Below are 13,130 nucleotides of genomic sequence, written 5' to 3'. Positions count from 1 at the left end.
GGATAATCGTAGTTGCGGAAGACATAGCGCGGCATGGCTTCAATTTTCAGTCCGGGTTTCTTGTCTACTTCCGGCACCCATTGTGCCACCTGTACGAAACCCTTTTCTTCCATGAAGTCATTTACAAGCTGTACTCCCTGCGGGGTACAGGCCAGTGAAAGCAGCGGCTTGTCTTTGTAGTGACTGAATACGCCCTCAAGGTCTTGCATGACCATGGCGAATCCGGAGTTATCGTGGCCTTCCTGCTGTGGCAACATAAGATTGAGCGCCACTGAGGGGGGCACTGGCGTCTTGCTCTTGATAGAGCCTATTCTACACATATCTGTAACCTCGGTAAAAAGCGTCACGGAAAGACCGGTCCGCAATACGCGACAACCGCAACACTGATGTACCCGCAATGGGGGAGGTGCCAATTGAAAGCTCCATTGGGCACCAAGGCGCAACAAAAGAGCTGTGAACGAATTTCGGTTTCTGGGGCTTGTGCCCAGGCAGTCCTGTCGGACTGTCGAAACCGCGCTGGCGGGCAATTTCGGTCACTTTCACAGGGGGGAAGATGACCTTCCTACAAACGGCAATGATAAGCAAGTGCTTACGGGGGGAAATTTAAAAAAATTCTTTGCCTCCACAAACAGGGCACCAAGAAATAACGTGATTTCCCCCTGATTGCGTGAAGCACAGTTGGACCTGCAGGCTCACATGATTAGGCAACAATATTAGTATGATGCAGATAACAAAGTCAGAAGGTGCTCTGTCGTTGCTTCCTGTACTTTCCTGTAAACTCACGGTACGTGGATGGGCAATCGTTAGAAAAATAGCACACCAAAAGGTATACAAAAATGCAACTTGATTTCATCAGTTACACAGGAAGACTCCCTGATGAGACTCATACCCATGCGCAAATTGTACTCGCACTGGAAGGCGAAATGGAGATTGAGGTCGGCGGCATAAATGCCAAACTTGATGTCGACCATTGCGCCTTTGTACCTTCAGGAGTCATCCATTCTCAGCAGGTTGACAAGCAAAATAAATTTCTTGTCGTCAACTGCAATGAAAACGAGCTCTGTCATTCAATTCTAGATCATCTGACCGAGCGTATTTTTTTGTCTACTGCCCTGTCGACAAGGCAACTTCTTGATTTTGCAGTGACTGCTCAACATGAACATATTCCTTTGGGAAAAATTTCAGAGCATTGGGTACAGCTGCTGCTTGCTTCACTTTCCCCTTCTGCCCTTTCGATGCCTTGGGCCGTTTTTTCCAATATGGTAAACCGAGTGGAAAATTCGTTGGACCAACCGTGGTCGGTTAGAATGATGGCGGAACAGGTAGGACTGAGCCAAAGCAGATTTTATGCGGTTTTTCAAAAAAAATTCAAAAAAACACCTCAAGAATGGCTTACAGACCTGCGCATAAAAAAGGCCCAACGATGGCTGGCATTAACCGATTTACCAATTGCGGACGTGGCATTGAGAGTGGGCTACTCAGACCAAAGCGTTCTGACGCGAGTCATGCGGCGTACGACAGGTCTGCCCCCAGCTGCCTATAGGCGGCAACAGCAGGAACTCTGGCCAAAAAATCAAGAGCAATAAACAAGACAGCGAATACTGTGCGCGCTACCGTATCTCGGAAGATATTTTGCCCAAGAGAATCAGCGTTCAGCGATAATCACGGTTGTTCACTTTGGCAGAAAAACACACTGCTACTTAATGTCTGCTTGCAGCAAGGATACCGTATGTCACTCCCAATTATTCGCACTGATGAAGACTTGAAAGCTGCTTGGCCTGCAACCCATATTCCCTGCCTATACTACACCGTTGATGTGTACCCCAAAAATCAGAATCTTTGGGATTATTATGAAAACGAATTTGCACCATCCCTCGAGCAAAAACTGATCACAACAAATTTGCCGGATATGCCCAATATCGGCATGGCTAGGGCTGCCTATAAATCCTTTGGGATTGATCCGGGGAGGCAGCGTATTTCATCCGAAGCTCTGTATCGGCGTGTGCGTCAGGGAAAAGCCCTTTACCAGATTAACTCTCTGGTTGATGCCAATAATCTTGCATCGCTTAAGACTGGTTTTTCTTTGGGCTCATATGATATCTCGCACATTGGCCCGGAAGTGGTGTTTCGTCTGGGCGGACAGGGCGAAAGTTATGAGGGTATTGGCAAGGCTGGCATGACTCTTGAGAATATGCCGGTTTTTGCAGACGCCGCTGGCCCCTTTGGCAGTCCCACCAGCGACTCCACAAGAGCGATGATCAGGGGCAACACCAAAGAGGCTATGACAATTATCTATTCTTTTTCTGGTTTGGATGCGCTTAAGGACAGCCTGAGTATTACACAGCACTATTTTGAACAATACACTGCTGTTGCTAACTTGAGCATAACCATTATTTAATCATGAAGAGTAACTTTCCAGTTTTTTCCAATGAACAGCAAAATATTATGGGATTTGCACTCGCAGCATTCGCGGCTATTCTTTGGTCATTTATTGGTCCCTTATCCAAGGAAGCGTTAAACTATGGGATCTCTCCTTTGGAAACAGCCTTTTGGCGAGCATTTATCGGGTGCGTCTGTTTTTCCGCACAAGCCGCCTTTTCTGGAGGTTTACGCGTTTCATTGCGGCATGCTTCCACTTTCTTTTTATTCGGCTGGTTGGGCGTTGGCTTGTTGTTCGGAGCACTGCAGGTTTCCATTCAACTGAGCGGAGCCGCTACGGCTATGGTTCTTCTTTATACCGCGCCAGCTTGGGTGGCCCTTTCTTCGCGTATATTTTTTCGTGAAGCTATTTCACGACAAAAAACTTTAGCTATTGGAACTGCTCTGGCGGGTGTGGCCTTGATTTGCTTTGCAGGTGGCAGCTTGTCGGCAGTTTATTCACCGCTCGGCATTATTTGCGGATTATTAGCGGGCATCGCCTATGCCTCACATTTTCCTTTTTACGCATGTTGGGGACTCCGCTACTCCACTGGGATAATTTACACCTACATGCTGCTTGGTGGCACCATTTTTTTACTGCCCTTTGTATCCTATACACCGGACAAGACATGGTACATATGGGCAGTTTTGTTTGCCCTGGGTTTTCTGACAAACTACGTTGCATATGTTGCCCTTGCTGCAAGTTTGCGGCGGATAGGTCAGATACAGGCAGCGGTTGTCGGCAATATAGAACCTTTGTTTGCCACACTCTGGGTATGGGCGTTTTTTGGTGAAAACTTTACGCCAATGGGCTGGGCTGGCTGTAGCCTTGTTATGGCAGCAGTGTTTCTTATGACCATTAAAAGAAGGTGATAATCAGCCCTGCCCCTCACTACACACTACTGATTTATGGCGCCGAACAACCCGCTCGGCAGGAAGTTTGCCGTTATAAAGATACGCCGGAGCCCTCAAAGAGGACTCCGGCGTATCTATGATGAGATTATTTAAAATTTCTTTGTCATTGCAGCGTGTTCTCACCGGGGGCAGAATTCGAAGAACTCTCAGGCCCGGCGTCAATTGCTTCTTTCAGGCTGTCTCCAGGCAGGGACGCCAGCTTTGCCACAACATCCTGATCAAAACCCTGATCACGCTCAAGCAACGCAATGGCATCCTGCGGCGTCATTCCGGCCCGGTAAGAGCGAGAGCTGACCATAGCGCAAAAGGCATTAACCACAGCCAAAATACGCGCATTAGGTATGATGTCCTTACCGCTGAGGTTACGCGGCTGACCTGTTCCATCCAGCCTTTCCCCCATCTGATAAACAGCATCGGGCACTGGCAGGTCGAACTGAAGGTCACGCAGAACCCTGTAGGCGTATTCCGGTGCCCGCATGACTTCGCTCTGCTCTTCGGGCGTGAGTTTTTCAGTCTTGGTGAGCAGATGGCGGGGAACAAAGATTTTACCCACCTGAGAAAGCCGGGCCGCGAGGCGCAGAGTGTCTTTGTCTTTATCAGGAATATTCATGGTCGTGAGCAGAAGATCCACTACCTGCGCCATTTTCTGCGAATGACCAATGAGATTTTTATCCACACTTTCGATGGCACGCACCAAGGCGGCGGTGCTGCTGGCCTGACGCTCGCGGGCTGCCTCTGCCCTACGGCGGAATTCCGTGATATCCTGGAAAATACCTACACATCCGCCTGAAACAGGCGATTCCATCTGAAGCTTATCCTCAAAGGGAAAGAGCGTTACCCGGTACAGACGTGCCCCTTGGGGCTGGTCAAGCAATACCTCAAAGCTGCCCTCAGCTTTACTTGCCGTAACCATAGCCATGCCTTCTTGCACGGCTGTGGCAGCCGCAACTGGCAATATGGCAGTAAGGTCTTTACCTGTCAGATCCACATCTGCCTTTCCGGCAATACTGCTAAAAGCTGGATTGCACATTTGCACCTGCCCCTGGCTGTCAACAAGCAGCAGGCCAGCCTGAAGGGAGGCATTTACGCTGTCCAACATCAGTTTCTGTTGGCGTATGAGAGCATAAAGACGTTGAAAATGCATGGCTGTCGTGCGGTAAGAGCGTCCTGCAATGCTGGCCCATACCAAAGCAAGCAGCAAAGCCGTACCCAGGCTGCCAAGAATGCCCAACCCATAAATTTGATTGGCCTGTCTTTCCAGTACAGAGTCAACGACAATGGCAGGTACTTCCAGTACAACCCACCATTTAAGCCCGCTGACATAGCTTCCCAGTGAATAGGTTTCGCCTTTTTCTGCTATGCCAGGCCTGCGCTTGAAAACGAGACTTCCCTCGCTCATTTGCACCGAAGACGGGGCCAACTCTGCCCTGCCGCCACGCAGGCTGATGGCTTGCATATGGTTGCCATCGCGCAAAACTATGCAAGGTTGAATTTCTCTATGCTGTTCTTGGCTCAGAGCCAAAAAGGAAGCCAATGCTCTGTCTATCGGAACTGTCGCCAGCAAAGCAGCCACAGGTTTCGTGTTGCCTTGCCCGAGCACTTCGTAAAGCGGGTCGACCAAATCGATAACAAGATTTTGACCGAGAACGCGAACAGGGCCGAAAACCATTGCCTTTTCGGTCACGGCCTCATGTACCAGCGTCATCTGCGGCTCGCCAAGAGGAGCGCTGTGATCTTGCATAACAAGTGGCTGGCCGTCAGGTGTGACTATGCGAGCTGCGGCCCATTGTCTGCTGCGTACAAAATCCTGCAAAAGATCCTGCATGTAGGGTCGTTGCTCTGCCAGAGAGCGCAGGGCTTCATCGCTGCTTGATTCCGCGTCTGGAGATGCAAGCCGTACTGCTCCGTCAGCTCCCAGATTAAGCACGTCTACGGCGTAAAGACGAAACATTTCAGCTGAGCTGATAAAACGGGCCTGTTCAGTAAGACCACTGTGCCACGTGTGAATGGCATCCAGCGATTTTTCCATCCAGACCTGCTCCATGTCACGCTGACTGTTCAAGACTTCCTGCGTCACATTTTTAATCTGGAGAGTGCATAGCACGTAGGCCACTGCAGCCGCCACGGCAAAAAGCGCCAGACTGACAGCCGCCACAGCAGCTTTCTTGAGGCGGTATTTGCTGGCTACACTTTGGGCATCCATTTCTTGCATTTTCATAATATTACCTACTTTACCTTGCGACCTTTAAGGTGCGCCCAGCGGCCTACTTCATTGACCGAGTACTGTGGGCTGTACTGCCTGATCCGGCTGTGCGGCAGAACGGCATTACTGAGGTTATCAAGTATATAGGCGTCGCCATTCAAATATACCGCCAGAACGGCATGTGCCAGGTTGCGCACGGTATCGCGTACGACCACGATACGCATGTTTTCGGATGGAATGCCCAATTCTTTAAGGGTAAAATATTTAACTATAGCATAATCTTCACAGTCACCAGATTTTTTTAAAAATTCCGCTGGTATTGCCCAGTAATCTTCTACTCCCCAGTTTACAATATCTTCTTTATATGGCCAGGTATTCCAGAAAGAGTTAACGTAACGCAGTAAGTCCATAGGGTTTTTGCCCTTGGCTTTTTCTTTGAAATTATCCCAGGTGACGTTTTTTTTGAAATATTTTCCGGGAATAAAAATAGGATCTTTAGCGTTACGTTTTAGCAGAGTAAGCCAGCCTGGCAGCGATGAAAGAGGTCTTTTAAACTCTACAGTTCCAAAAAGCTGAACCTTATTGCCAGAAGCGCCAACCTGCGCCTTTGAAAAATCACTTGAATTTGTGGCGGAAGCTGGAGTGGCAGTTGGAACGTCAATTTTATCATGAGAAGCGGGAACAACATCATCGCCTTCATCTTCCTGCGTGGCATTGCCTTGACTCTGAGGCGACGCATTGTCGTCATCCAGAAGGGCTGTGTCTTCGGTGACTTGCAGCACAACAGGGTTTTCATCCGGCTGCCCGATGCCTCCCTGATTGCTCGGGGTGCTCTTTTTTTCAGGACCAGCCTTCTGTTGCTTTGTTGATACTTGTGCTGGAGGCTGCCGGACAAAACCCTCAAGCGAAGAAGGCTGAATCTGATCAACCTTGTCCAGAGTGGTTGAAAGAGGTCGGTCGGGCGCATAATCGTCGCCAACAAGCCCTCCAGCAACAATTCCTGTGGCAACATTTTGCGCTGCCGTTGCTGTAAGAGGAAGAAAATACCGACCCGTCAAAACCACCAGCAAGAACACCACAGCCAAAGGCAGTGCTGTTAGCAGGGAAAAACGTAGTAGTCGGTTAGTTTTCATGAATGGAATTTGCGGGATTGTTGCGGGGTACTTAGGGCATGCTTTCTTAAATAATATATTTAATAGGCAGTCGCGTCCAGATACAAAAGACGAGCATTTGTTTGCGAAAAAAAACAGGTATATAAGCCTTTTCTAGGACAAAGAGCGGCATATTTACATTGGACCTTTGCCTATTCCGTAGTGTAAGTTTTACAGACTGCGTACCTTATATACGGGTCAAATCAGGCCCAGGTATAACCAACTGATAGTGTGGTGGAGAGCGTACATGAGCAAATTTGATGTGGTTATTATTGGTGGTGGTCCAGGCGGGGCCAAGGCTGCTCGCGTTTTGGCTGATGGAGGCGCAAGCGTAGCCATTGTAGAAAGCGCCCACTGGGGTGGCGTATGCCTGAATTGTGGCTGTATTCCCACCAAGATGCTGCTTGGAGCCACCGCACCGCAAGGACTGCTGCACGGCCTTGAACGTCAGCGGGTTGCAAAAGGCACGATTGAGGTAGACTACGATGCCCTTCAAAAACGTGTTCAAAGGTTTACCCGTGGTTCAGCTCAGGCCTTGGCCAAGGGGCTTGAACAGGCAGGCGTTGTTTTATTCAATGGGCATGCCCGCTGCACGGGATCATACCATGTTGAAGTGCTCACTGATGATGGTGCGGTAAGCGCCTCCCTTGAGGCTCGGCACATCATTTTGGCTGCAGGCTCCCGGTCTGCCGCTTTTCCCGGCCTTTGCCCTGATAATGACGCCATACTGGACAGCACCGCCCTGCTTGCCATACCTGCAGTGCCCGCAAGCCTCATTGTTGTTGGAGCAGGAGCTATTGGCCTTGAAATGGCTGACTTTTTTAACGCGATGGGCAGCAAGGTTACTGTTGTGGAAGCTGCACCGCACATTGCGCCCACCGAGGATGCGGATATTGCTGCAGAGATGCAAAAACTTCTTGGTAAAAAAGGCATTACCTGCATCAGCGGAGTGAAAGCTGCTTCTTTGCTCACTCGCGACGGCCAAGCGGTTCTCACTTTGGAAGACGGACGTGAGCTGTTTGCTGAAAAAGCCCTTGTTGCGGTTGGGCGCACTCCTAACACTGACAACCTTGGCGCTGAAAAAGCGGAATGCGGCTTGAATCCGCGCGGGTTCGTGTGCGTAAATGAGTACCTTATGGCTTCGCCAACGGTTTACGCCATAGGCGACGTTAACGGGCAGACTCTTCTGGCCCACGCTGCCGAACATCAAGGGACATATGTTGCGCGACACATTCTCGAGATGGAACAGGCTCCTTATAATTCTGGCCCTGTCCCTTCATGCGTGTATGGCAGCCTTGAAATCATGCGCGTGGGAATAACTGAGCGTCAGGCTTTGGCAGAGGGTGGAGAAATTGGTGTTTCAAGTGCTCAGTTGATGACGAATGCCATTGCTCAGGCTGGCGGCGATGCCTGCGGCTTTGTAAAAGTGGTATGGCAACACGGTAAAATTGTTGGCATTGCAGCATTGGGTCACGGTGTTTCGCATCTTGTGACAGTGGCCCAGCTTTTACTGCTTGGTCAGTATTGTGGCGAGCGTCTGCACCATTTCATGTTCGCGCATCCAACCTTGGATGAGGTTCTGCACACAGCTCTTGAGGCACCGCAAAAAAAGATCGGCTGATATCATAGTTTAAAATATCTGTGGCGTTGTGCTCCGTGTTTCTGAGGGATGGTAGATCTTCAGCAGAGCGCAACGCCGCAGACTTTTTTGTTTCTACCCATTTAAGGAGTCTGAAAACTCTTGTCAGACGTAATGATGTTGGATTAAATAGTTCCCCGCACAAAAATCAGAATGGTTTTTATAGCGTAATCCTGACCACCCCCCACAAGGAGAGCGATGATGTCCTACGTTCAGCGCGTCATGAACAACCTTCAAGATCGATATGCCTACGAACCCGTTTTTCTTCAGGCTGTACAAGAAGTTTTGCAAAGTTTGCAGGCTGTGTTGGACAGAAATCCTCAGTACGAGCGCAATAAAATCCTTGAACGCATTGTGGAACCGGAGCGCACCATTTCTTTTCGCGTGCAGTGGGTAGATGACAGTGGTCAGGTGCAGGTCAATAAAGGCTTTCGAGTTCAATACAACTCTGCCATTGGCCCCTACAAAGGCGGGCTGCGTTTTCACCCCAGCGTGAATCAGGGGATTTTGAAATTTTTGGGATTTGAACAGATATTTAAAAATTCACTCACTGGTCTCGCCATTGGCGGGGGCAAAGGTGGCGCAGATTTCGACCCCAAGGGCAAATCAGACATGGAAATCATGCGCTTCTGCCAAGCCTTTATGAATGAGCTTTTCCACCATATCGGGGCCACCATCGACGTGCCAGCTGGCGACATTGGTGTGGGTGGACGTGAGGTTGGTTATCTTTATGGCCAGTATAAACGCATCACTCGAAGCTATGAAGGTGTGTTAACAGGCAAAAACCTGCTTTTTGGCGGGTCGCTTGCGCGCACTGAAGCAACTGGCTATGGGGCCGTATATTTTGCTCAAAGCATGCTGGATGCCAGAGGTAAAAGTCTGGAAGACAGAACGTGCGTGGTTTCTGGTGCGGGTAACGTGGCCATTTACTGCTGCGAGAAGCTTTACCAGGTTGGAGCAAAACCTGTTACCGTGTCAGACTCGCGCGGTATGATTCACGACCCTGAAGGCATCAAAGTGGATGTGCTCAAGCAGGTCAAAGAAGTTGAGCGTGAGTCTTTGAGCCGCTACGCGGAACTGGTGCCTTCTGCTGTGTACACTCCTGTGAGCAGCTACCCCGAGGGCCGCAATGCCGTTTGGTCTGTCCCCTGCTTTGCGGCCTTTCCTTGCGCCACTCAGAACGAACTGAATCTTGAGGATGCCAAAACCCTGCTCGCCAATGGTTGCCACTGCGTGGCCGAGGGCGCGAATATGCCTTCGACTCTAGATGCCATGCATGCCTTCCTTGACGCTGGCATCTGCTATGGCCCAGCCAAGGCAGCTAATGCTGGCGGCGTTGCTACCAGCCAGCTTGAAATGGCCCAAAACGCCAGCATGCAAAGCTGGACTTTTGAAGCCGTGGACAACAAGCTTCGCCAGATCATGAATAATATTTATATTAATGCTGCTGAAACCGCTGCAGAATACGGCGCTCCTGGCAATCTGGTTGTGGGAGCCAATATCGCCGGCTTCCGCAAAGTTGCAAACGCTATGATTGCACAAGGCGTGTAGTTTTTACACGTATTATATAACAACAAGGCCGGAAGTTCTGCGGAGTTTCCGGCCTTGTTGTTTATAGGGTCAACGAGCATCTTTAAATTTGTTTCTGATCATCCCTTGTAAGGCAATTTTGCGTGATCAGCATGCATACCCGGCAACCTTCTTAATAATTTCAAGGCCTCTTGATATTTCTTCATGGGTCAGGTGTGAATACCCCAAGACAATTTTATGGGCATACTTGCTGTTGCGGTTCAGGGAGTATTTATCAACAGGGATTACCTTTACCCCATGCTCGTAGAGTTCATTTACCAGGTCATCAGTAAAAACAAGATCAGGAAAAGTTACCACAATATGAAGACCATTGGTCTGCCCACTGGCAGACACCGCACCACCAAAAACGTTCTTTAAACAGGCCAACGCATGATTTCTTTTGCGCGCATATAGTTTCTTCATCTTCCAGATATGCCGTTCAAGGCCTCCACTGTTAAGAAATTCTGCAAGCGTATGCTGAGACAAAGCCTCGGTATGCACATCAGTGTACATTTTTTCTGCTTTCCAGTCACAAATCATGTGCTCGGGTATGATTGCAAAGCCAAGCCGTAAGGCTGGCGCAAGAATTTTACTAAAAGAACCAAGGTAGATCACTACTTCCGGGTCCAGTTCATAGAGCGCACTTGTGGGGGCTCCCTCGTGTCTAAATTCGCTGTCGTAGTCATCTTCTATGACAACACACTGGTTTTCGCGGGCAAAGTGTACAAGACTTTGGCGGCGCTGGACGGGTAAGATTGCCCCTAATGGGTATTGGTGCGAGGGCGTGGTATAAACAAAAGCCAGATTGGAGTTAGATTGTTGCGAATAGGAAAGTTGCAGCGCTGATACGTCCATTCCCTTCTCGTCCACTGGAACACCCTGTACACCTAGCCCTGCGCGACTGACTACTTCTATCATTCCGGTATGTGCCGGGTCCTCCGCAAATATGTATTCACCCGTTTTACGCAAAAGCCGTGAAATCATTGCCAGACCTTGCGTTGAGCCAGATGTTATCATCACGCGGCCTGGTGATACTTTAAGCCCGCGCATTCTGAAAAGATAAGCTGAAATAGCCTCCCGTAGTGCCCACACTCCTTCAGGCCCAGAATAACGAAAAGAAGATGAAGGCAGCCTCCCGCAGACACGTGCGTAGATCCTTGCCCACTCTTTTTGCGGAAAGGCCTCAAGGTCAGGAATGCCTGAGCGAAAATTTATAATACTTTCGCTCTGTACATCACCTACACGGCAGCCTCGAAAAGCGCTTTTTACGCTGCTACGTTCAAAAGCTGGCGGTGGCAGCGCAACCAGGCCTTGCACAACTCTGGTTCCTGAGCCTTGGCGGGTTTCCAGGTAACCCTCGGCGATCAACTGGTCGTAGGCCTCCAAAACGGTACTACGAGCAACGCCCAGATCTTTACTGAGAAAACGGCTTGAAGGCAGTTTCTCGTTTCCTTTTAATACTCCAGAATGAATAAGAAATTTTATTTTTTCGTAGAGCTGCCGAAAAACCGGAAGCTCATTTTTTTTGTCCGGGGTGAACCACATGTCTGCCTCATGGTAAAGTGGTATGGTGATATTTTATTAAAAATGGATCTTTTTAATACCATTTATTCTCTATACATGAGGGGGCAGCTAAGGACAAGAATTTCCCCGCAAGCCCGAGCCACAGGGAAATCCAGAAAATAATAAACAGCACGATCACCACGCAAAAGGATTGCTACATGAATAACCAATTAAAAGCCTACTGTTTTCTCGTTATGGCCATGTCCATTGCTGGAAGTGCTGTTGTGGCTGGCAAATTTATTATTTCAGATGTTCCCATTTTTCTGGCAGCAGAGTTGGGAATTCTTTTCAGTCTTCCATTTTTACTTTTTCCAGTTTTGCAGCAATACAAAAGCATATGGCCATCTGACAAGAAGACACACATGATTCTTTTAGCGCAAGCAGTTTTTGGAGTTGTGCTTTATCGGATATTCATGTTCTGGGGATTGAAGTATACTTCGGCAACTGCGGCAGGACTTGTGGGCAGTACCGCCCCAGTTCTTATAGTATTTTTGGCTGTTTTTGTACTATGCGAAAAGTTGTCAGTGTCACGCATTGTTGGCGCGTTATGCGTTTCTATTGGCATATCTGCTATGAATATACTTCCATTTCTTGAGGATTCAGCTGAGGCTGCCAACGCTTTTATGGGTAACAGTCTCGTGATGATTGCAGTTTTTTGCGAAGCTTTATTTTCCGTTATGAGCAAGTCACACTGCCAACCTATGTCTGCTCTGCTTCGAACGGCCATCGTTTCTCTCTATGCATTTATCTGTTTGTTCCCGTTGGCGTTGTATGATGCATACCATTATGATTTTGCACAGATAACAACCCTATCGTTACTTTGCCTGGCTTATTACGGTTTTTTTGTTTCGTTTCTTTCGTATGTATTTTGGTTCAAAGGAGTTGCCAGTGTGCCCGCTGGAATAGCTGGCTTGTTCACCGGATTTGTACCCCTGAGCAGCGTATTTTTTTCTTGGCTGATTCTTGGCGAAGAAATTAGTCAGGCACACTGGATTGGCTTGGTATTTGTTCTTATTGGGATCGTATACCCCTGCACCCCGAAACATCTTTTAAGATATAATCCAAGCAAATACATAAGAAAGATCGTTCTTTTTAGGGCAAAGTGATTTTGAAATACTTCACGCTTCAAAGTTGTCATTCTGCCCGGAAATGCAATTTGGTCAAATCACACCGTGTATGGTGTGCGGCACTTTCAAATAGCATTGAATTATCGAAATTCCGAAAGGTAGCAACTCTGGTATTTTAAGATTGAGACTACTTGGTGATTTATGATTTTATTGTTGGATACAGCCTTGCACAAGTGACATAATTGTTCTGTATGTATCCACGGCGCAAGCCAAATAAAAAACCACCCGCTTAGAGCAGGTGGTTTTTTATTTGGCTTGCTGAGAGTTATTTCAGCAAAACAAGAATCAGCACAAATTTCGCAGGCGCTTGATGGCTTCTTCCGTATCCTCAGGAGATCCAAAGGCCGTCAGACGCACGTAGCCTTCGCCGGAAGCACCAAAGCCTGCGCCAGGGGTGCAAACAAGGGCGGCCTGTTGCAACAGTTTGTCAAAGAATCCCCACGAGTCTGTATCGCTAGGCACACGCACCCAGATATAGGGAGCATTTACGCCACCATACACAGAAAGCCCCATTTCGCTTACAGCCGTACGCAGCATGGTAGCAT

10 protein-coding genes and 1 pseudogene are annotated in these 13,130 nt (G+C 48.7%); 6 read left to right on the top strand and 5 right to left on the bottom strand.

The annotated features are described in order from the left end of the window. A pseudogene (locus tag QM579_RS04325) lies at positions 1-347 on the bottom strand (glutamate synthase); the annotation flags it as partial. Positions 348-836: 489 nt separating this feature from the next. Here QM579_RS04325 and QM579_RS04320 point away from each other — a divergent pair. From QM579_RS04320 to QM579_RS04310, 3 genes are all read left to right on the top strand, one after another. Beyond that, positions 837-1,586: an AraC family transcriptional regulator gene (locus QM579_RS04320; protein ID WP_414997979.1), complete on the top strand. Its 750-nt coding sequence runs from the start codon at positions 837-839 to the stop codon at positions 1,584-1,586. Positions 1,587-1,711: 125 nt separating this feature from the next. After that, complete coding sequence (locus tag QM579_RS04315) at positions 1,712-2,398, top strand: B3/4 domain-containing protein (protein WP_414997978.1); 687 nt, start codon at positions 1,712-1,714, stop codon at positions 2,396-2,398. A 2-nt stretch (positions 2,399-2,400) separates the two neighbouring features. Further along, on the top strand, positions 2,401-3,291 hold the full coding sequence (locus tag QM579_RS04310) for a DMT family transporter (protein ID WP_414997977.1): 891 nt from the start codon (positions 2,401-2,403) through the stop codon (positions 3,289-3,291). A gap of 145 nt (positions 3,292-3,436) precedes the next feature. Here the strand turns inward: QM579_RS04310 and QM579_RS04305 are convergent, their stop codons facing one another. Continuing rightward, positions 3,437-5,551 carry an HD domain-containing phosphohydrolase gene (locus QM579_RS04305; RefSeq protein WP_414997976.1) on the bottom strand — a complete coding sequence of 705 codons (2,115 nt, stop codon included), beginning with the start codon at positions 5,549-5,551 and terminating at the stop codon, positions 3,437-3,439. 8 nt (positions 5,552-5,559) lie between these two features. Continuing rightward, on the bottom strand, positions 5,560-6,669 hold the full coding sequence (locus QM579_RS04300) for a transglutaminase-like cysteine peptidase (RefSeq protein WP_414997975.1): 1,110 nt from the start codon (positions 6,667-6,669) through the stop codon (positions 5,560-5,562). 265 nt (positions 6,670-6,934) lie between these two features. Here QM579_RS04300 and QM579_RS04295 point away from each other — a divergent pair, with 265 nt between their 5' ends. Both QM579_RS04295 and gdhA read left to right on the top strand, forming a co-directional pair. Further along, positions 6,935-8,308, top strand: coding sequence for a dihydrolipoyl dehydrogenase family protein (locus tag QM579_RS04295; protein WP_414997974.1), 1,374 nt, complete (start codon positions 6,935-6,937; stop codon positions 8,306-8,308). Positions 8,309-8,527: 219 nt separating this feature from the next. Beyond that, positions 8,528-9,877 carry an NADP-specific glutamate dehydrogenase gene (gene gdhA, locus QM579_RS04290; RefSeq protein ID WP_414997973.1) on the top strand — a complete coding sequence of 450 codons (1,350 nt, stop codon included), beginning with the start codon at positions 8,528-8,530 and terminating at the stop codon, positions 9,875-9,877. A 126-nt stretch (positions 9,878-10,003) separates the two neighbouring features. On the opposite strand, the gene QM579_RS04285 is transcribed toward gdhA, so the two are convergent. Further along, on the bottom strand, positions 10,004-11,440 hold the full coding sequence (locus tag QM579_RS04285) for a PLP-dependent aminotransferase family protein (protein ID WP_414997972.1): 1,437 nt from the start codon (positions 11,438-11,440) through the stop codon (positions 10,004-10,006). Between the two features lie 176 nt (positions 11,441-11,616). Between QM579_RS04285 and QM579_RS04280 the strand changes: the two genes are divergently transcribed. Further along, positions 11,617-12,564, top strand: coding sequence for a DMT family transporter (locus QM579_RS04280; RefSeq protein WP_414997971.1), 948 nt, complete (start codon positions 11,617-11,619; stop codon positions 12,562-12,564). A 306-nt stretch (positions 12,565-12,870) separates the two neighbouring features. Here the strand turns inward: QM579_RS04280 and QM579_RS04275 are convergent. Then, positions 12,871-13,130 (bottom strand): aminotransferase class I/II-fold pyridoxal phosphate-dependent enzyme (locus tag QM579_RS04275; protein ID WP_414997970.1); only part of this gene is annotated, 260 nt, incomplete at its 5' end.

Origin of the sequence: Desulfovibrio sp. (genome assembly GCF_047607245.1) — a bacterium.
In the GTDB taxonomy this organism is placed as follows: domain Bacteria; phylum Desulfobacterota; class Desulfovibrionia; order Desulfovibrionales; family Desulfovibrionaceae; genus Desulfovibrio.
This window is presented reverse-complemented; position numbering and strand designations above follow the sequence as displayed.

Excerpts from the sequence above, each read along its gene's own strand:
- QM579_RS04320 (WP_414997979.1), top strand. The coding sequence starts at position 837 with ATGCAACTTGATTTCATCAGTTACACAGGAAGACTCCCTGATGAGACT.
- QM579_RS04310 (WP_414997977.1), top strand. The coding sequence starts at position 2,401 with ATGAAGAGTAACTTTCCAGTTTTTTCCAATGAACAGCAAAATATTATG.
- QM579_RS04305 (WP_414997976.1), bottom strand. The coding sequence starts at position 5,551 with ATGAAAATGCAAGAAATGGATGCCCAAAGTGTAGCCAGCAAATACCGC.
- QM579_RS04300 (WP_414997975.1), bottom strand. The coding sequence starts at position 6,669 with ATGAAAACTAACCGACTACTACGTTTTTCCCTGCTAACAGCACTGCCT.
- QM579_RS04295 (WP_414997974.1), top strand. The coding sequence starts at position 6,935 with ATGAGCAAATTTGATGTGGTTATTATTGGTGGTGGTCCAGGCGGGGCC.
- gdhA (WP_414997973.1), top strand. The coding sequence starts at position 8,528 with ATGTCCTACGTTCAGCGCGTCATGAACAACCTTCAAGATCGATATGCC.
- QM579_RS04285 (WP_414997972.1), bottom strand. The coding sequence starts at position 11,440 with ATGTGGTTCACCCCGGACAAAAAAAATGAGCTTCCGGTTTTTCGGCAG.
- QM579_RS04280 (WP_414997971.1), top strand. The coding sequence starts at position 11,617 with ATGAATAACCAATTAAAAGCCTACTGTTTTCTCGTTATGGCCATGTCC.